Source organism: Caballeronia sp. (genome assembly GCF_028292365.1).
Lineage (GTDB): Bacteria > Pseudomonadota > Gammaproteobacteria > Burkholderiales > Burkholderiaceae > Caballeronia.
This window is the reverse complement of sequence record NZ_JAQGMM010000356.1, coordinates 1-19,066: the sequence shown is the minus strand read 5'-3', so window position 1 is coordinate 19,066 and position 19,066 is coordinate 1. Positions and strand designations below refer to the sequence as shown.

General features: G+C 59.2%; 19 protein-coding genes. 7 read left to right on the top strand and 12 right to left on the bottom strand.

The features are described 5' to 3' along the window. On the top strand, positions 1 to 870 hold an 870-nt coding region (locus JWR14_RS21640), incomplete at its 5' end, for an EAL domain-containing protein (RefSeq protein WP_299711238.1). A 703-nt stretch (positions 871 to 1,573) separates the two neighbouring features. Here the strand turns inward: JWR14_RS21640 and JWR14_RS21635 are convergent. Next, on the bottom strand, positions 1,574 to 2,713 hold the full coding sequence (locus tag JWR14_RS21635; protein WP_299711235.1) for an iron-containing alcohol dehydrogenase: 1,140 nt from the start codon (positions 2,711 to 2,713) through the stop codon (positions 1,574 to 1,576). Positions 2,714 to 2,865: 152 nt separating this feature from the next. On the opposite strand from JWR14_RS21635, the gene JWR14_RS21630 reads away from it, so the two are divergent. The 6 genes from JWR14_RS21630 to JWR14_RS21605 all read left to right on the top strand — a co-directional run bounded on the left by JWR14_RS21630 (position 2,866) and on the right by JWR14_RS21605 (position 8,668). Then, the gene (locus JWR14_RS21630; protein WP_299711232.1) at positions 2,866 to 3,795 is read left to right on the top strand and encodes a LysR family transcriptional regulator; all 930 of its coding nucleotides are present in this window, start codon (positions 2,866 to 2,868) and stop codon (positions 3,793 to 3,795) included. 253 nt (positions 3,796 to 4,048) lie between these two features. Then, positions 4,049 to 4,759, top strand: a complete 711-nt coding sequence (locus tag JWR14_RS21625) for a GntR family transcriptional regulator (RefSeq protein WP_299711229.1) — start codon at positions 4,049 to 4,051, stop codon at positions 4,757 to 4,759. Between the two features lie 158 nt (positions 4,760 to 4,917). Continuing rightward, complete coding sequence (locus JWR14_RS21620; RefSeq protein ID WP_299711225.1) at positions 4,918 to 5,859, top strand: TauD/TfdA family dioxygenase; 942 nt, start codon at positions 4,918 to 4,920, stop codon at positions 5,857 to 5,859. 167 nt (positions 5,860 to 6,026) lie between these two features. Continuing rightward, complete coding sequence (locus JWR14_RS21615; protein WP_299711222.1) at positions 6,027 to 6,554, top strand: 2,4'-dihydroxyacetophenone dioxygenase family protein; 528 nt, start codon at positions 6,027 to 6,029, stop codon at positions 6,552 to 6,554. A 66-nt stretch (positions 6,555 to 6,620) separates the two neighbouring features. Beyond that, positions 6,621 to 7,934 carry an MFS transporter gene (locus tag JWR14_RS21610; protein ID WP_299711219.1) on the top strand — a complete coding sequence of 438 codons (1,314 nt, stop codon included), beginning with the start codon at positions 6,621 to 6,623 and terminating at the stop codon, positions 7,932 to 7,934. A gap of 5 nt (positions 7,935 to 7,939) precedes the next feature. Beyond that, the gene (locus JWR14_RS21605) at positions 7,940 to 8,668 is read left to right on the top strand and encodes an SDR family oxidoreductase (RefSeq protein ID WP_299711216.1); all 729 of its coding nucleotides are present in this window, start codon (positions 7,940 to 7,942) and stop codon (positions 8,666 to 8,668) included. 383 nt (positions 8,669 to 9,051) lie between these two features. Here the strand turns inward: JWR14_RS21605 and JWR14_RS38615 are convergent, their stop codons facing one another. The 11 genes from JWR14_RS38615 to JWR14_RS21555 form a co-directional block, all read right to left on the bottom strand. Further along, positions 9,052 to 9,423, bottom strand: a complete 372-nt coding sequence (locus JWR14_RS38615) for a 3-hydroxyacyl-CoA dehydrogenase family protein (protein ID WP_366144581.1) — start codon at positions 9,421 to 9,423, stop codon at positions 9,052 to 9,054. 122 nt (positions 9,424 to 9,545) lie between these two features. Continuing rightward, positions 9,546 to 10,310: an SDR family NAD(P)-dependent oxidoreductase gene (locus tag JWR14_RS21600; RefSeq protein ID WP_299711213.1), complete on the bottom strand. Its 765-nt coding sequence runs from the start codon at positions 10,308 to 10,310 to the stop codon at positions 9,546 to 9,548. Positions 10,311 to 10,321: 11 nt separating this feature from the next. Continuing rightward, the gene (locus JWR14_RS21595) at positions 10,322 to 10,987 is read right to left on the bottom strand and encodes an ANTAR domain-containing protein (protein ID WP_299711211.1); all 666 of its coding nucleotides are present in this window, start codon (positions 10,985 to 10,987) and stop codon (positions 10,322 to 10,324) included. Position 10,988: 1 nt separating this feature from the next. Next, the gene (locus JWR14_RS21590; RefSeq protein ID WP_299711208.1) at positions 10,989 to 12,143 is read right to left on the bottom strand and encodes a transporter substrate-binding domain-containing protein; all 1,155 of its coding nucleotides are present in this window, start codon (positions 12,141 to 12,143) and stop codon (positions 10,989 to 10,991) included. 44 nt (positions 12,144 to 12,187) lie between these two features. Further along, positions 12,188 to 13,174 carry an acetamidase/formamidase family protein gene (locus tag JWR14_RS21585; RefSeq protein WP_299711205.1) on the bottom strand — a complete coding sequence of 329 codons (987 nt, stop codon included), beginning with the start codon at positions 13,172 to 13,174 and terminating at the stop codon, positions 12,188 to 12,190. A gap of 12 nt (positions 13,175 to 13,186) precedes the next feature. Further along, the gene (locus JWR14_RS21580) at positions 13,187 to 13,894 is read right to left on the bottom strand and encodes an ATP-binding cassette domain-containing protein (protein ID WP_299711202.1); all 708 of its coding nucleotides are present in this window, start codon (positions 13,892 to 13,894) and stop codon (positions 13,187 to 13,189) included. After that, a complete protein-coding gene (locus JWR14_RS21575; RefSeq protein WP_299711200.1) occupies positions 13,891 to 14,604 on the bottom strand; it encodes an ABC transporter ATP-binding protein in 714 nt (237 codons plus the stop codon). Before JWR14_RS21575 ends, JWR14_RS21580 begins: the two co-directional genes overlap by 4 nt. Then, complete coding sequence (locus JWR14_RS21570; protein WP_299711243.1) at positions 14,601 to 15,617, bottom strand: ABC transporter permease; 1,017 nt, start codon at positions 15,615 to 15,617, stop codon at positions 14,601 to 14,603. Before JWR14_RS21570 ends, JWR14_RS21575 begins: the two co-directional genes overlap by 4 nt. A gap of 60 nt (positions 15,618 to 15,677) precedes the next feature. Beyond that, on the bottom strand, positions 15,678 to 16,547 hold the full coding sequence (locus JWR14_RS21565) for a branched-chain amino acid ABC transporter permease (RefSeq protein WP_299711197.1): 870 nt from the start codon (positions 16,545 to 16,547) through the stop codon (positions 15,678 to 15,680). Between the two features lie 80 nt (positions 16,548 to 16,627). Next, positions 16,628 to 17,860, bottom strand: a complete 1,233-nt coding sequence (locus tag JWR14_RS21560; protein WP_299711195.1) for an urea ABC transporter substrate-binding protein — start codon at positions 17,858 to 17,860, stop codon at positions 16,628 to 16,630. Positions 17,861 to 18,069: 209 nt separating this feature from the next. Continuing rightward, a complete protein-coding gene (locus JWR14_RS21555) occupies positions 18,070 to 19,011 on the bottom strand; it encodes a choline/ethanolamine kinase family protein (RefSeq protein WP_299711192.1) in 942 nt (313 codons plus the stop codon). Between the last annotated feature and the right edge of the window lie 55 nt (positions 19,012 to 19,066).

Here is a 19,066-nt window from a genome sequence, read left to right as displayed (position 1 = left end):
TCGCAGATGCGCTGGAAGTACGGCGCGATCTGTTGCGGGACCGGGGTGCTGCTGGCTCTTCTAATTGCCGCCGCCTACCTGCTTGCCTTCGCGCCGCGACGATTGTTGCTGTCCGCCGTCCGGCAAGGGCTCAGGACCGGTCAGCTCTACGTGGTTTATCAACCGGTCGTCGACATCGCGACCCGCCGCATTGTGGGCGCCGAAGCCTTGCTCCGCTGGAGTCATCCTCGCTGGGGGCCGATCAGCCCCGCTGTCTTCATGGCGGAGGTTGAATCGAGCAGTCTTCTCGCCGACGTCACCCGGTTTGTGCTGCAACGGGCCACCGCCGATATCCGGAGGCCGACCGACAGCGCGCCGTTCCGGATCGCTGTCAACGTAGCGCCGATGGACCTTGAACGCAAAGGCTTCGTGTCGGAGGTGCTGGCGCTCACTGAACGACTGCCCGAATCGACGATTCTCGTGCTCGAAGTCACCGAGCGGTTCCTGCTGGCTCGGCATCCCCGTGTTCAGAAGTCCTTCGAGACTCTGCGAGAACATGGTGTGCGCTTTGCACTTGACGACTTCGGTACGGAGCACAGCAACCTCGATCTGCTTGGGAGGTTCCCGTTCGATTTCGTAAAGATCGACAGGCAGTTCATCGAGCAAGTTGACAAGGGCGGCGCAAGCCTTATTGAAGGGATCGCCGCCGTGGCAGGACACTATGGCATGCAGGTGATCGCCGAAGGTGTCGAAACGGAAGCGCAGCACGACGCGCTGCGGAGGCTGGGGATTCCCTACGGTCAGGGCTACCTCTACCGACGGCCGGTGGTCGCCGACGAACTTTTTGGTGTTCGGCCGGCAGCGGTATTTGCCGCAGACCCAGTGAAATGATGCGGCGAGACGGGACCGGGTGCTTCGCATTCGGGCCGAAGCCCGCTTGCGTGTCAGGCCCAGTGTCGAGGTGCCACAGGTGAAGACGAGGGCCGTGAAAATATAAACAAATGCGAGTCGATGGCCACTGCCCCACCTCGATCTCGACCGCAGCGTTCGACTGCGAATTGACGGCACAGCCAGGCAGTTCGAAGCGGTAGGAACTGATCTCGTGGTCGCGCAGGACTGAGGGACCACATTGACACGGACACCGCTGCGGGACCACTCGCTTAGATTTGGTAACCGAAATAGTCTTCAGCAGCAAGGGCGGTAAGGACATGGTTAGCGAGCCGGTCCGCGGACATCAAGGTATTCACCCCCGGTTGCCGCAAATCGTTCCCGCGCCTCATCTTCTGAAGGGGTCAAGCAACACGCAATGGGTATCTGCGAAAGCCCATAGGCCGTCGAAAACGCTGAGAGCAACATGCCCATCTCCGATGCGCTCAGTCTCGTCTCGCCACGGATCATGCTATTGGCCACCGATAACGCGCGGCGGTCGAGGTAGCGGATCAGCCCGCAAGTGTGAGCAGGAAAATGGCGACGGGCTGGGTACCGCGCAGCCGTGGGCACTTTCTCGTTGTCGTCTCCAGGTTTTTATTGTCCCCCGACGCGTCCCCAACCGCTTGGCATCGCGTGCGCGTGGACGAAGCCGGCAATAGCCGTGTTACATCGATGCTTCGAGCAACGTGAGGTAGTCATCGGTCGTCGCTTCGCGTGGATTGGTCTTATGGCTGTGGTCTTTCAGGGCCCCCGCGACAATGCGCGCGAACATCTCGCGGGTCACGCCGAGTTCCGCGAGACCGAGCGGAAGTCCGAGCGTTGCCGTCATCGCACGGATCGCCGGGCCGACCTCGTCAGCCGATGCAAGGCCCATCGCCTGTGCAATGCGTTCGAGCTTGGTTTCGTCCTGCATCGAAGGCGCCGCGCGATTAAAGGCGATGACGGCTGGCAAGAAGATCGCGTTGAGCGTGCCGTGGTGAAGGCGCGGATTGATGCCTCCGAGAGAATGGCTCAGGCTGTGCACGCATCCGAGACCTTTCTGGAAGGCGAGCGCGCCCTGCATCGACGCGCTCATCATGTTCAGACGCGCGGCCCGGTCGGTGGGATGGCGAGTCGCGCGTTCGATGTGACGCCACGCACGCCACAGGCCGTCCAGCGCGATGCCGTCGGCGGGCGGATTAAACGCGGGCGCCATGAATGTTTCGAGACAATGCGCGATGGCGTCCATGCCGGTAGCAGCCGTGAGTATCGGCGGCAGGCCGAGCGTGAGCTCTGGATCGCAGATCGCAACCCTTGGCACCACGTAAGGCGAAATTACCCCGACCTTGCGGCCGTCGTCGAGAATCAGGATCGCGCCGCGACCTACTTCACTGCCGGTTCCCGCCGTGGTCGGGATCGCAATAACAGGCGCCGTCGCCTCCGTGATGCGCGCAGCGCCTCCTTCTATCACCGCGAAGCTTTGCAGCGGACCGTCATGCGTGGCGCAAACAGCCACACCTTTCGCGAGATCGATAGACGAGCCGCCGCCCACTGCGATCACACCGTCGCATCCGTGCGCCCGGTACATCGCAACGGCGTCCCGCACGACACCCTCGTTGGGGTTCGGCGGGGTGCGATCGAACACCGGCAAATCTATTGTGTTGGCGAGCGCCGCCAGCACGGTGTCCACAATGCCCGCTTCCCGGATGCCCGCATCCGTCACGATCAAGGGCCGGCGTATGCCGATGCGCTCGCATTCACCGGCCAGCAGCCGAACCGCGCCATATTCAAACTGGATCTGGGTTATATAGTTGATGAGGGACATGACAGTTGAGGAAGAGTTATAGGGGAGCTATGCTGTTGCTCGGCATTCGCTTGCCGGACCCGATAAATAACCGGAATTTCGCAGTATATGGATCAGCGCGCCGCCGCGATATTGACAACATTTGATACCACTATAACTTTTGCTCAAGTCCGATGATCCCCTCGCTCAACTCGATTATTTCCCGTCTGCACGTAAAGCAGTTGCGTCTTTTGATCGCGCTCGGGGAACACGGGTCTCTGCTTGGCGCGGCGAAACAGCTGGCGTTGACGCAACCGGGCGCCAGTAAAGCCCTGCACGAGATCGAAACCACCTTCGGCGCGCGGCTCTTCGTGCGCACCAATCGCGGATTGGAACCCAACGCAGTCGGCCATTGCGTGATCCGCTACGCGCGACTGATCCAGACTGACCTCGCCCATCTGCGCGAGGAGATCGTCGGCATCATGCGAGGTTATGGAGGGCGCGTATCGGTGGGCGTGATCATGGGCGCAGTTCCGCTTCTCACGGACGCTCTCACCTCAGTCAGTGCGGAGCAACCTGAAATGTCGGTCGAAATTGTCGAGGATACGAGCGCTACCTTGCTCAGCCTGATTGACGCAGGGCGCCTCGATCTCGCCATTTGCCGCACGAGCGTGAGCCAAACACCCTACCTCTATGACAGTGTGTTCGTACGTGAAGAAACGCTTGCGGTCATTGCCAACGCGTCGCATCCGCTCGCGCGCAAACGCCGCGTTGCACTCGAAAATCTCGCGGATTACCGGTGGGTTGTCTACCGGGCGAACATGCCGATGCGGCTGCTGCTCGAACGGGAATTCCACGACGCTGGACTTCGATTCCCCACCCATCTGCTGGAAACGACATCGGCGTTCGCAACTGTCTCTCTGCTGCAGAAAAATGTCTCTTTCGTCGCGCTGGTATCGACGGACGTCGCGGACTTTTGTATCGGGCACGGTATTGCCTGCGCCCTGCCGCTGCAGTTGTCGTCACATAGCGAACCCTATGAACTGGTGACACGGCGCGACGCCCCCTTGTCGCCTGGAGCGCGCATGCTGATGAAAGCGATAGTCGACGCCGGAGCGAGATAGCACTGTCACTGTTACAGCGGTTTGTCCAGTCCGGGTTCGTTTTCGCCATCGGTTGGAGAAGAGACCCGCGCTGCCGCGATGACGCGCATCGCTTCCCTTGCCCTGACGCGTACATGCAGGACGGCGCTCGCCGTCGCCGCACACTAGGCGCGCAACGCCTGTCTAAATTCCTGCTCAGGTAAGCTATGGGTTGACGCACGTATCTTGCGAAACATCAAACCAGATTACCGCTTGCCATTGGGAGACTTGGGCTGTGCAGCACCTCACGGACACGAATGAAGCCGCCTCTGCCGCCGAACCGGCGCCGCGAGTGGGCACCACGCTTAATCAGGAGGCGTATCGGCGGCTGGAGGAAATGATCGTCACGCTGGACCTGGCGCCCGGCTCGCTCGTTTCCGAATCGATACTCAGCCGCCAACTCGGCATTGGCACCACGCCAATCCGCGAAGCTCTGCAGCGACTTGCGCGGGAATATCTCGTGGAGATCATTCCGCGGCGCGGCGTCGTCGTGACGACTATCGATGTCCGCCGCCAGTTCGAAGTGCTCGAAACCCGGCGTGAACTCGACCGCCTGCTGAGCGCTGCCGCCGCGAAGCGCTCGAGCGTGTCGGAACGCACGTCATTCACCGATAACCTCGTGCTCACCCAAAAAGCAGTCGCCAACAACGACGTGCGCGAGTTCCTGCGCCTCGATGCCGAACTAAACCAGTTGCTCTCAAAAGCGGCAAGAAATAGTACGGCGGCGGCGCTAGCCTCCATGCTGCATACGGTGTCGCGCCGTTTTTGGTTCTATCACCACGACGAACATACGACTCTGGCCGAAATCGGTCCCATTCACTGCCATCTCGTCGAATCGATTGCTTCGGGCGATCCAGCGCTTGCGGGCGCGGCGTCGAATCAACTGATCGATTATCTGGTCGAATTCGCGCAAGCCACGCTGCCGCACCGCCACAGCCTCGGCTAAGCCAATCGTCCCCGATACATCCCTGATTCCCGCCATCATGCTGCATCGCTAAGGGTTAACTCCCCGTTGCCCTCACTCGTCATGACACTTTAATATCGCCTTCATTCGTGGCATGCCAGTGACATGCCACGCTAAACGAGGCACTTTTGGAGAAGACGATGGAGCAAACGACAGCAGTCAAAGACTATGTAATTTCACCATTGAGCGATGCGCTCGGCGCCGAGGTGACGGGGCTAGATCTCACGCACCCCTTGGGCGGCGAGACCATCGAAGAATTGAAAAAAGCAATTGGGCGATACGGTGTGCTGTGCTTTCGCAAACAGGCGTTGAGCGAGGGGCAGCAGATCGAGTTCTCGAAACAATGGGGTCCGCTCGAAGATTTCCCGGAAGAAGACAAAACGGTTGCTGCTGCCACGGTGTATCACGTGGCGAACGTCTCAGCCGACGGACAGAGTCTGCCCGAAACGGATTTCCGTGTGATCTTCCAGAAAGTCAATGCACGCTGGCATACCGACAGTTCCTATCGATATGTCCCGGCATTCGTCTCGTTGCTCTACGGAATCGAGGTCATGCCCAAAGGCGCACCGGGCGGACGCACCGGTTTCTCGAACATGATCAAGGCGTACGCCGCCCTGCCCGACGCGCTCAAGGACGAAATCGAGCCGCTGCACATGGTTCACACCTACGAATTCGGCCGCCGGCTGTTCCCTGAACTGCCGCCAGTTTCAAAGCATGAGAAGGAAAGCGTGCCCCCGGTGAGCCAGCCGCTGGTGCGCGTGCACCCTGACCGCGGCAACGAGCGTTCGCTGTATTTCACAGCAAATGCGGGAAATGAAGTCAGCGGCTTGTCGCTCGAGGAAGGTCAGGCGCTTCACAGGAAACTCGTCGAGCACATCTCGCAGCCGGAGTTCACGTACTTCCACGAGTGGGAAAAGGGCGACCTCGTCGTCTGGGACAACCGGACGATGCTGCATAAAGCGGAAGCCTACGATATGAGCAAGTATCGCCGGGTGTTTCGCCGGACTACGGTCGCAGGCGATGGTCCTGTCCTCGGACCCTATTCACGGGCCGTGATCGGCAACAAGCGGGCAGCGAAGTAACAGCCACGACGCGACTCCGGCGCAATGCGTTTGGGGTCGTGTCGCGTCGTCGGCGCGGTGAGATATCGGGCGCCACTTTGATTTTCCTTCGATCCGTTGAACCCGGCCCCTCCCGCACGGGTCGCTATCGACATTTCCTACTAGTAACAGTAACCAGGAGGCAACGCATGGCTGTAGCCAAACCCTCGGCGGATGCAATGACGCCGTACCAATTGCCGTTCCCCAAGGAAGCGGCAAAGGAGATCGTCGTTGAATCGGCGATTCCCACCGACGAACGCCTCTGGGTTCCGCAAGCCGAGAACGTCTGGTTCCGTCCGCTTTGTCTGAACGTATCGACGGGATACTGGATGAACCTCCTGCGCGTGCGCAAATCGGGCGTGCTCAGCCGTCACCGGCATCCGCAAGCCGTGCATGGCATGGTCCTCAAGGGCCGCTGGCGTTATCTCGAACACGATTGGGAAGCGACTGAGGGCAGCTATGTATTCGAGCCGCCCGGTGAAACCCATACGCTATATGTGCCTGAAGACGTGGAAGAAATGATCACCTACTTCCAGGTCAATGGCGTGATGTTCTATTGCGACCCGTATGGCAATTACACCGGCTACGAAGACGTTTTCACCAAGGTCGACATGTGCCGCAAACACTTTGCATCGGTCGGACTCGGTGAAGACTTCGTCGACCAGTTCATCCGATAACCCTTGCCCTTCCCGTCGATAACAACAGACGTCCTCAAAGTTACGAAAAGCATCGGAGGAGACACCATGCTTCTGAAATCCCCGCGCCTGAAGCACATTCAGGTCGTTGCCATCGCATTCCTGACGCTTGCCGGCATCGTCAATTACCTCGATAGAAGCACCCTCTCGATAGCCAACCACTCCGTGAGCCAGGAACTGGGACTGTCGGCGTCGCAGATGGGCCTGCTGCTGTCAGCATTCTCGTTCGCCTATGCGTTCTCGCAATTGCCCATCGGTATGTTGCTCGATCGCTTCGGCGCGCGCGTGATGCTCGGCCTTGGCATGTTCGTCTGGTCGAGCGCGCAACTCTGCGGCGGCCTGGTGTCGAGCCTGCCGCAATTCCTAGTCGCGCGCGTGGCGCTCGGGATTGGCGAAGCGCCAAATTTTCCCGCTGGCGCCAAAGTCGTCAGCGAGTGGTTCGGCGTGCACGAACGTGGCCGGCCAACGGGCATCTTCATCACGTCGTCGACCATCGGCCCCGCTCTTGCTCCCCCTGTGCTCACCGCGCTCCTGCTGGTCTTTGGCTGGCGCACGATGTTCATCGTCATGGGTGTGCTCGGCATTGCCGTATCGATCGGCTGGTATCTCGTCTATCGCGATCGCCGCAAGGTCCCGCTCGAGCGCGACGAGATCGCCTATCTGACTGCCGGCGAACCAGAACAGCGCGCCGAACGCCGCATGACGATGCGCGAATGGCGCGGCCTTTTCAGCAAGTCGACCACGTGGGGCATGATCTTCGGCAACATGGGCGTGATCTACATGGTGTGGCTCTATCTCACCTGGCTGCCCGCATATCTCGAACACGAGCGTCACCTTTCCATCGCCAGCACCGGGTGGCTCGTTTCGATCCCTTATCTGTTCGGCACGCTCGGCATGCTGTCGAGCGGCTTCGTGGCCGACGGTCTGATGGCACGTGGCATGGCGCCCATGAGAAGCCGCAAGTGGCCGATCTGCGTCGGCCTCGTCGGCGCGGCGCTCTTCACCGTGCCGGCTGCGTTCACGCCCAACCTGACGCTCGCGATGGTGTACCTCTGCGCCGCGATGTACTTCGTCAATCTGGCGAGCGGCGCGTGCTGGGCGCTCGCGACGGTCGCGGCACCCCGTCACATGGTGGCGTCACTTGCCAGCATCCAGAATTTCGGCGGCTATTTCGGCGGATCGTTTGCACCGTTTGTCACCGGCATCGTCGTGGACCGGACCCACTCCTTCGTCAACGCGTTCCTGATCAGCGCGGCGGTCGCATTTGCTGCTGCGCTGGTTTATATGTTCATCGTTAGAACGAAGATAGAGGACAGTGAAACTGCTGTCTCCCCTGCCGCTGTTTCAGATTTTTCTTCCTGACCAACATGACTTTTCAAACTGATCTTTTCAAGGGCAAGACCGCCGTCGTGACGGGCGGGACCCAGGGCATCGGTGCAGGCATCGCGCAACGCTTTGCTCGCCTTGGTGCACGTGTGGTCGCGGGCGGTATCGCGCCAACCAATGCCCAGCGCGAGGCGCTCGGACCAGGCATCGATGCCGTCGAACTCGACGTCAGCGACGATGCGAGCGTCGCGGCCCTCGTCGAGCGAGCAGGTTCGATCGATATGCTCGTCAATTGCGCGGGAATGATCCGGCGCGGCGACGAGCTTGAAATCGATGTGTTCGAGCGCGTGATCGCCGTGAACCTTAGCGGCACGATGCGCGTGTGCGCCGCTGCTCGCGAGCGACTCAAGGCGAGCGGCGGAACGATCGTGAACACGGCATCGATGCTCAGCTTTTTCGGCGGTGGACTTGTACCGGCATACAGCGCGAGCAAGGGCGGCATTGTGCAATTGACGAAGTCGCTTGCGATCGCCTACGCGGCCGACGGCATCCGCGTGAATGCAGTGGCTCCTGGATGGATCGCGACGCCCTTGACGCAAGCCCTACAGGCCGACGACCATCGTTCGCAAGCTATCCTCGATCGCACGCCGATGAAACGCTGGGGCCAGCCTGACGATGTCGCGCAAGTTGTCGCTTTCTTGTGTTCGCCGGCGGCGACGTTCATGACAGGCGCGATCGTCCCGGTCGATGGCGGGTATCTTGTGGCATAGCGCTCTGCTCGCCACCGGCGTGGGCCGCGCAACGTACGGGAGGCCGGATGTGAGCCATGATATGAGCCGTGAACAAGGAGAGGAATGGTTTCCTACGCGGATGCATTACGCCAGCATGCATCCGCTACCCTTAAGCGCGTCTCGAAGGCTGGCGCTGACGCGTCATGGACCGGACAAACCGAGTTGTCACAGTTAAGAATGAATCTGCGCCCATATCGGTATGGATGATTGCGCTTGCACATCATAAAGGCTCGAACCGGTCGCTGGAACGGCAAGCTGCCGCCGGCGCAAGGCGGTGACGCGAATGAGGACTTTGTGCCAGCCATGATACCGGGACAGGCTATAGCACGACCTCTCGCTTCTTATATCGTCGCTGACCATTTTTAGTCGGAATGCTGCAAAGGTAGGTTCAGCGACGCACGACGCGAAAGCCACACACCCGGGCGATAGCGCGGATCACCATAGACCGCCATCATGCCGTTCAACACCGCGATGATCCGCTGCGGACCGATTCGCTCACCCAATATAAGAGGGCCACACGGATAGCTTAGCCCCAATCGAACGGCAGCATCGATATGTTCGGGACTCGCAATTCGCTGTTGCGCTATTTCGCACGCGGTGTTAACGATGCTTGCAACGATGCGTTGGCTCACGAAACCACCTGAATCGCGGATGACTGATACCGCTGTTCCGTCTCGCCCAAAGAGAACCTTCGCTTGTGAGAGCTTGTCAGGCCGCGTTGCCGGTGTGGCCATGATGACGCGTCGAACGCCACGCTCGAGGCCCAGCAAAGTATCCAATGCAACCACCCGAGTCGCGTCGAGTGCCTCGGAAACTGCACAACTCGAAATGCAGGCAGGAAGAAGCGAGTCCCAACTTATAGCTGGACGCCGCGAGTTAGCGCGCCATCGACCACGAGGTTTGTTCCGCTTACAAAGCTCGCGACGGGGCTCGCGATAAACGCGACCGCGTTCGCAATCTCCTGCGGCCTGGCCATGCGTTTGGTCGGGTTCAGCGCGAGCGCTTCGGCGTAAAGCGCAGGATTGTTGTTCTCGATCCAGTCCCATACGCCGCCCTTGAAGTACACATTACCGGGAGATACCGTGTTCGCGCGGATTCCCTTCGGCGCAAGCTGGTACGCGAGTCCCTGCACGTAATGCACAAGCGCCGCCTTGAAGGTGCCGTAAGGTCCCGCAGCAAAGTCCACTTCGCGTCCGGAAACGCTCGAGATTGCAACTATCGACCCGGCTTTGCTGGCCTCCAGATAGGGCATGGCGGCATCGACGAGATTGACGGTTCCGAGCATGTCCGTTTCGAATTGCTTGCGCCACGACTCGATGTCGTTCGAGATGGAGAGCGCGCTCACATTCGCGACGACAATATCAAGGCCGCCCCATTGCTTCGCGACGTCTTCCACCCACTGTTTCAGCGCGGCGCCGTCGGCTACGTCGATGCCCGCCCCCAACGCCACGCTCCCGCTCAATGCGCTGAGAGTTGCAGCCGTCTGCCCGGCCGCGTGCGCGTCGCGCGAGCAGATCGCCACGGTGGCACCTTCCTTCGCCAGCGTTTGCGCAATCGCAAGGCCAATGCCTTTCGTTCCGCCCGTGACAATCGCCTTCAGTCCCTTGAGCTGCAAGTCCATGTGAAAGTCCTTTAGAGGTCTGGCTGGGAATGTGTATCGTCGGGACAGGGCTTGGTTACCGCGCGCTTTACCTTGAGCAGTTCGCCTGCTTGAATGATCGAATGACACATGTCGTCGACGCTGACGCGTTTTGCCATTGCCTGGCCGCGCAAAATTTCGTAAGCCTTGGCCTCCGAGATCTGATGCATTGCCATCAGGATCGCCTTAGCCTCGTTGAGGTGGCGTGCGCCACTCACCTTCTGCTCGAGGCTCGCAATGCGCTCCATCATCTGCCGGTTCTGCCGGGCATTCTGCATTGCAAACACGACCGTTGCCAGCAAGCCGGAAGCTCGGATAGGCGTTGTGATGATCGCGCTCGAGCCCATCTTCAAAGCTTGGTCAATGAACGTAGGATTCTCGTAGGAAATAATCGATATCACCGGCGGCGCGTCGGGTCCGAGCCATGCATCCTGCGGAGCCTGTTCCTCCGGGATCAATGCGCGGAAAACGAGGTCGACCTTGTCGGGCAACACTTCAAGCGGTGGCCAGAACGCGATGACCTGAAAGCCCATGCGTTTCAGGTGATTGGTAAGGGTCGCGCCGTCGTTGTCGTCCGGATGAAAGACGACAACAGACAGTCCCCGGTTGAGTACCGAACCGGTCAGGCTGCGCTGTCGACCATCGCGTTGTGGCGTCACGTCAGTACTCCCGCGTGCTGAGCTTCGTCACCCAGTCGCCCAGACTCTGTGACGCCATGTACGGATCCGGCGCGACCGCATTCGCCGATTCACGCAGGATCGAAAACTGCCCGTCGCTTCCCGCCCGGCCAATCCGCGGATACAACGCCATGTGATGATTCACGCGGTCGATGTGAACGCGTCCCTGCGGAGCCGCGAATTCAGCGCCCAGCAAATGCGGCATGATCGTGCCGATATCGTCCGAGCCTGCCTTGTTGAAGGCGTTCGCATACATGTGCATCTGGTAGTACGCGGCCTCCCAGTTCATGTCCGTTGGATGTTGACGTCCAAACCGCTCGACATGTCGCGCGAGCGCCGTTCTGTTTTCCGGTGTGCCGATGCTCTGAAAATACGGCGCAGCAGTGATATGCCCGGTTGCAACGCCCCGCTCCATCAGCGATATTTCGGTCTCCGATGTATTCAGGCTTCCAATCGGCATGCGTGCCGGATCGAGACCCGCATGCGCGAAGGCTTGATAGAGATACGGCACCGTGCGCCCTATCACCGTGCAGAAAATGAAATCGGGGCGTTTCTTCTGTATGTCGGCGACGACATCGGCAAACTGCTCGAACGGCGCGTTGAGATCCAGATACCTTTCGCCGAGGATCGCGCCGTCGGGATGTTGCAGCAACAGCTCCTGCATTGTCCGGTTGCACTCATACGGATACACATAGCGCGAACCCACCATGTAACAGCGCGCACCGTAGGTCGACGTCATGAAGTCCGCCAGCTGCAAGCCATTCTGGTTTGGCGAAGCACCGCTATAAATGATGTTTTCTGAAAACTCGAAGCCTTCGTATTGCTGCGAATAAACCAGCAGACGATTATGTTTCTCCACGACAGGCAACATCGCCTTGCGGCTCGACGACGTGTATCCGCCAAAAATCACGTTGACGCCGTCGTCGAGAATGAGCTTTTCTGCGAGCGCCCGAAAGCGCGTGGAGTCCGAGCCCGGATCGTAATGCACGACCGACAACTCCCGCCCCGCTACGCCGCCGCGCTGGTTGATTTCCTCCACAGCGAGGATCGAACCTCGCCATTGAGACATTTCCAGCGGCGCGGTCGCACCGGTCGTGGAGCAAAGCAGCCCGATCTTGACAGGTTCGGATAGAGACATGGAGTGCTTTTCAGATCATGCATTCATGGAACGGCGTGGGCGCGTCACTTCAGATAATGCTTCGCGATCATGGCGCCGACCGTATATTTTGGATCGACAAAATTACCGAGACGAACCTTGCCGCATTGACTGAGCATCATATACGCGTCCCATTTGTCGAATCCGTATTCCGCCGCCATCCACAACACGAGCTCGCGATACGCAATCCGCGTTGCGTCCTCCAGCGGCCGCGCGCTGCCAATGCTCATTAGCGCGTCCTCGTTCTCAAGGCGCGGCCACGCAATGGCCCAGTTCTTGATCAGGTCCACGCGAATGGTGGTCGTGCTTGCATATTCAACCGCCGTTCCGCAGACCTCGCCGTCGCCCTGGCACGCGTGTGCGTCGCCAATGAACAAGCGGGCGCCCGGTGAGCGAACCGGCAGATAGGTGATGCTGCCCGGCCCCATGTCGGGTACATCCATATTGCCGCCATGCGAATCCGGCGTCAGCGAATTGATGGAGTCGATTTCCGGCGAAAGGCTCAGCGTGCCGATATGCGGTTTGTACGGCAGCGTATTACGCCGGCTCCAGTAGACGTTGTCTTCGTCAATCTTGATCTTGCGGACAATCTCGGGAAGCGGTTCGTTAAGCAAGGCCGTATAGTCCGTCCCGGTCAACGCGCCGAAGTTGGGAATCATGCAACAAAAGCCGTGCGGATCGTCGCCACGCGGCGCCATCTTTTCGATGTACACCGCGATCACATCACCCTTTTCCGCGCCCTCGATCATGATTGGGCCATTCTGCGGATTCAGGAACGGCATCTTCAGGATCTGCGACGGCTTGTCCATCTCGGACGTGATCTTGCCTTCGAATGCATCACGTGTTTCGACCACAATCGTATCACCCGGTTGAACGTGCATGACCGGTGTGGAATACGGACCAATGGTGTAGTGAAACGTGTCCTGCAGCGCTTCAGTCAGTTGATGAGTCGTGCCTTCCCGATTCGCGCCTACGCCGCGTTGCATCATGATCGAGTCGTTAAGCCATTGCATGCCGGGTCCTTTCTAAAGTGCCAGATACTGGCGAATCAATTCTTCGTCGGCAAGTTGCGTGCGATCCAGGGCGCTGACAATGCGACCCTTGTCCATCACGCAGCATCGTGCGGCGACGCTTTCAACCATACCCATGTTCTGTTCGACCAGCAATACTCCGATTCCCGTTTCATCAGCGATCCGAATCAATGTCTCGCCGATCAAATCCACGATAGATGGCTGAATTCCTTCGGACGGTTCGTCGAGCAGCAGGATCTTCGGCGAGCCGATCAGCGCACGCGCAATCGCGAGTTGCTGCTGTTCGCCGCCGCTCAGCGTACCGGCCTTTTGTTGAAAACGCGCGCCGAGCACGGGGAAATAGCCTACGACCTTGTCCAGCATTTCGGTGAAGCGCGCGCGGTTCGACTGGGCGCCCACCTGCAGGTTTTCACGCACTGTCAACGCTGGGAACACTTCGCGACCCTGCGGTACGTATCCCACGCCATGCCGTGCCCGCGAATAGGGTCGCGAGTCGCCAATTGCCTCACCGTTAAGCGCAATGCTGCCGGCCATCAATGGAACGAGGCCAATCAAAGCGCGCATCAGCGTTGTCTTGCCGACGCCGTTTCGTCCGATCAAAGCGACAATCTCGCCGCGCTCGACCGTCATGGACACACCGTTCAAGACCTTGCCGCCCGCATAGCCGCATTCAACGCCTGAGATGTCGAGCAGAGTCGTCATTTCTTCTTGCCCAGATAAATTTCGGCGACGTCGTCGCGTGCAAGGATTTCTTCGAGCGGGCCATCGGCGAAAAGGCGGCCGGCGTGCAACACCGTCACGCGCGTCGCCACTTGCCTCACGAAAGTCATGTCATGCTCGACGACCATGATGGTCAGTCCGCGCTCGCGCAAGCCCATGATCAGCTCGCCAGTCGCGTGCGTTTCTTCGGCGGACATGCCGGCGACGGGTTCATCGAGGAAAAGAAGTTTCGGCTTGAGCGACACCGCCATCGCAATCTCGAGCCACTGTTTCTTGCCGTGAGACAAGTTGCCTGCAAGTACTTGCTCTTCCTCGTTCAGCAAGAACTGATGAAGCAGTTGCTCGAGTGACTCGACGCGATCATCTTTCGCCCGATGCAACCCAAGCTGCAAATGCTGGCGCACCGTGAGTTCCGGAAAAATGCCCGGAATCTGGAACTTGATGCTCATCCCCATGCGGATTCGTTCATGCGGCAGCACATGATTAAGATCGCGGCCGAGAAACGAAACAGACCCGGCACTCGGACGATGCTCGCCTGTAATGAGCTTGAAGAAGGTACTTTTCCCTGCACCGTTCGGTCCGATCACGCATCGGATCTCGCCTTCACCGATTGCAAAGTCGATGCCGTTGATCACGTGTGCGCCGCCGAAATGCTTCGCGAGCGCGTGGGTCTCGAGTAAGGTCGTGCTCACGGTTCGCTCCTCGTGCGGGCTTTGAACGAGCGCGGCGAACGTGTCTGGCGCACGGTGCCGCGCCGCACAAGTTTGGATATCAAAGGCAGCAATCCTTCGGGCGCGACCAGCACCACGAACAGCAGGATGGCGCCCATCAGGATCAGCGCATACTGGCTTCCGTAGATTGCCAGCCATTGCGAGAGCCACACGAGCAGCGCCGTGCCAATGATCGCCCCGCCTATGCTCCGCCGTCCTGCGGTCGCGACCCAGATGATCGGCATGGCGGCCGACGTCAGCCCCATTGCAGATGGCGTGATGTACGAACCCCAGATGGTATAGAGCGCGCCCGACAAGCCGCCAAGTGCACAGCCGAACACGAAGATCAGCAGTTGATGACGGCGGATATCGACGCCCAGCATTTCGGCGCGCTGCGGATTTTCCCGGATGGCAACAAGCGTCAGCCCGAATGGCGAGTCGAGCAGACGCCGGGTGATCGCATAGACAAGTGCCAGCAGCACGACGACCAGATAGTAGAAGCGGGTATTTTCCAGCGTCACATCGCCGCCGATCCAGGGAATCGACAACGGCGGCATGCCGGACATGCCGTTGTATCCGTTGAGCCGCGCTTCGCCAATGGCCCATTGCGGTCCGGCCGTTTGCGCCATGAACGTTTCCAGCACGAGCGTCACTGAGAGCGTCACAATCCCGATAAACACGCCCTTGATCTTGCCGTAGAAAATCATGTAACCCAGGAGCGCAGCGACGATCACGCTCACCACGAGCCCGACCAGCAGTCCGCTCCATGACGATACCCAGCCGTCGCCCAGATTGATCGTGACGATCCCGTACGTGTAGCCGGACAGGCCGAAGAACGCGGTTTGCCCGAAAGACAGAATGCCGCCCTGGCCCCACATTGCAGCAAGCCCTATCGCCGAAAACGACCAGACAAGGCAATAAGCAAAGTTGCCGCTCGCGGTGCTGTCGACGACCAGCGGCAGACATAGCGCCAGCAGCCACGGCGCGAGCCGCATGGCTATCGGAACGAAGCGTCGCTCTGGAAGCTTGGAATAAGATTGGTTCATCGGCAATTCCTAGCGTGTACGGCTGAACAGATTGCCGAGGCCTTGCGGCATTAGACGAATCACGACGATCACCGTCAGCAGCAAGCCGATCTGTCCGAACAGTTGCCCGTACGATGCAGTCAGCGCGGTTTGAATGACAGCGAGCGCAGCGGCGGCCGGCGTTGTTCCGGCGATCACATTGGCGCCACCCACGACCACCGATACAAAGGCCTGCACGATGAAGTTCGTGCCCATGGTCGGGACGGCGGTCATGGTCGGTGCGTACAGAGCGCCCGTGAGCCCCGCAAGCCCGGCGCCGAGCGCAAAGGTCAGCGTATAGAGCCTGTCAGTTCGCAGCCCCAGCGATTGCGCCATGTTCGCGTTCTGAATCGTAGCTCGCGCACAGACACCGTAATTGCTTTTGAAAAACAGCAGATAGAGCAAGCCGAGAACAACCAGCGCGATGACGGGCAGCACTGCGCGATAGGTGGAGAACGAATACTCACCAAGACTGAATGAACCAAAAGGCGTGCTGATTCCTTCCATCGACGGACCCGCTACCAGCAGCATGGTCTGTTGCACGATCAGGCTGATCGCCCAGGTTGCCACGACCGAATCGTAAAGCCGGTTATAAAGGTGACGTATCACCAGCCGCTCGATCGCAACGCCCGCGATGGCCGCCGCCAGCGCGCCAAGCAACATTGCAACGGGCAGAGGCACGCCACGCTTCGCGCAGATGATGGTCACATAAGCGCCGCACATGATGAATTCGCCATGCGCAAGATTGATGATGCCCATCATGCCGAAGATGACGGCCAGCCCGAGCGCGGCGAGCACGAGGTAGGCGAAGTTATCGCCAAACTGATAGATGACTGAATACAGTGTGGAGAGTGCTGTCATCGCGGGGTCTCGTTGAAGCTTGGATATCAGCATGAACGTGATCGCCGCGCCATGAAGCGCGAGGCGATCACGCCATCACATCAGGACTTGGGCAGGCTCGACGGCGTGTACTGACGATGATCCGGCTTCACGGGAAGATTGCATCCGACTTGTCCGAGCCAGTACGGTTGAACGTCGTTCCATACCTTCGGAATCTCGACCGAGTGATCTTCCTTCACGTGCACAAGGTAGATTGTGTGGCTCAGGTGATGACTCTTCGGGTCGATACACACCTTCCCTGAAGGTCCATCCGTGCAAATGCCGCCGCCATCCAGCGCCTTCTCGACCGCCGCCTGGTCGGTCGACTTCGCCTTCTCCACAGCATCCTTGTACAAGTACACCGCGTCGTAGGCGTTCGCGGCTTCCTGGTTGATGTATGGCTCGTTCGGATACTTCGCATGGAAGCGTTTTTTGAAGTCGTTGCTCGCCGGCGAATCGACTTCTTCCACATAATTCGCCGTCACGAACATGTCTTTGAGCGCGGGCGCCTTGAAGCGCTTGTGCTCATATGCCTGACCGACGTTCACGGAACTTCCCATCGGGAGGTTCAGGTGAGCGGACGCTTGCTGCTCGTAGTACGACGCCTGATTCGCGCCGACCAGCAACGTCATGACGAAGTCCGGCTTCGCTTTCTGAATGTTCTGTATGGTCTGTCCAAACTGCGAGACGCTGAGCGGAATAAACTCTTCGCCGACCATGGTGCCGCCGTTTTCCTTGACGATATTGCGCACCCATTCCGCCGATATCTGGCCAAAGTTGTAGTCAGCCGCGATCGTATAGACCTTCTTGCCGTACTTTTGCATCATCCATGGAATCAGCGTCGAGAATTGCTGTTCGGGAACGGCTCCAGTGACGAATACATTCGAGTCGCATACGCCGCCTTCGTACTGATTGTTGTACCAGTAGAGCTGATGCGCGCGGTCCATGATCGGCCGGATCGCTTCACGCGACGCGCTCGAAAAGCCGCCGAAGATCACATCGGCCTTGTCGGTCTGAATCAGGCGGCGCGACAACTCCTGGAACTTCGTGTTGTCCGATTGCGTGTCATAAGCAATCAGTTTGATCGGCCGTCCCATGATGCCGCCCTTCGCGTTGATTTCGTCCACAGCCAGTTCGGTCGCGTGGATTTTCGGAATGGTGGCCAACGCGAAATTTCCCGATGCGTCTTCAAGCAACCCTAGCTTGATGGGGTCGGCTGCAATTGCGACTGCGGAAGAACAGGCAAGCGCGACCGAAACGGCCATGCGCAACCAGGATGACTTGTCAGCCAGCATGCGTTATCTCCTTGGGTTCATTCGATCAAAAAAAAGACGAAAAAAAGCCCTCCGACGAACCAGGGTTCGTTGAAGGGCTTCGGTGCCGTGTCCTCGTGCCGGCATCGTTGGCGACATGAGGAATCTTGCAGTGATCTTAGGACGCCAAAAAACGCGGTGTCAATGCTCTTTGCTTCAGGAGCCGAAAATTCACCCCGGGAATAAAGCGTTCAAACGCTGCGCAGGAGCGTATTCCATGCGGGTGAATCGATCACGGAACGCGCGCGCATGAATTTCCATGCACCATATTTGAAGTAGTCAAAGTCGAGCGTCGATATTTCGTTTTGAAGCATGGACCAGGTCGCCCATTTCAGGTCGGCGAGCGCCTTATGCACCGTGACACGCGCCATATTCGCTTCGCTTACGCTGCCAAAGTAGAACTCGACCATTTCCTCTTCGACCTCGCGCGTAAAAAACATCTCACCGCTCAACGCGCCGAGATCGTAGCAACGGTCATTATTCGATGCGTACTCGTAGTCGATCAACAGCACTGTCCCGGCTTCATCGCGGAGAAAATTTCCGGGCATGGGGTCGTTGAAACACGCGACGATATCCAGCCCCGACGCTTCCAGCGCGGCGCGTGCGCGGCTGTATTCCCCGTGCAGCCGCGCGAAATCGGCGGGAAGCTTGCCGCCGGCCTGACGTACCTGTTCCACATGTTCATCGATAAGATTGAAGATGGTCTTCGTCAGCGGTAGCAAGGGCGAAGCGTGTAACGCGCGATACGCGGACACAATGGAGGCGCGAACGGGTGCATCGAGAAAATCGCGGTTCGAGCATGTCGCGCGGCCTTCCACGAAGTCATTGATCTCCACACCCAGTTCCGCGGCATAGTCGTAAAGGCGCGGCCCAATGCCGATAGTCTCGGCTTGCTTGCTCGCCGCGAACGCCACCTTCCGGTCGATGAACTGCTCGGTTCCGCGGCCCGGTACCTTGACGAAATAGCTGGTTGATTCGCCGTCCAGCCAGACGCGCCAGTTGCTGTTGCTGATCCCGCCGGGCACGGGCGCGTAGTGCATCGCGCGGCCGCTCCAGGGCTGGACGCTGCGCAATACGGCTTCGATTTCCCGTTCGGCGTCGCTTGAGGCCGAACCCAGCATTTTTGTCGGCATTGTCATTGCCCCTTTTTAGATCAGCGTGAGCAAGTCATCGGTATCCATGCGCGAT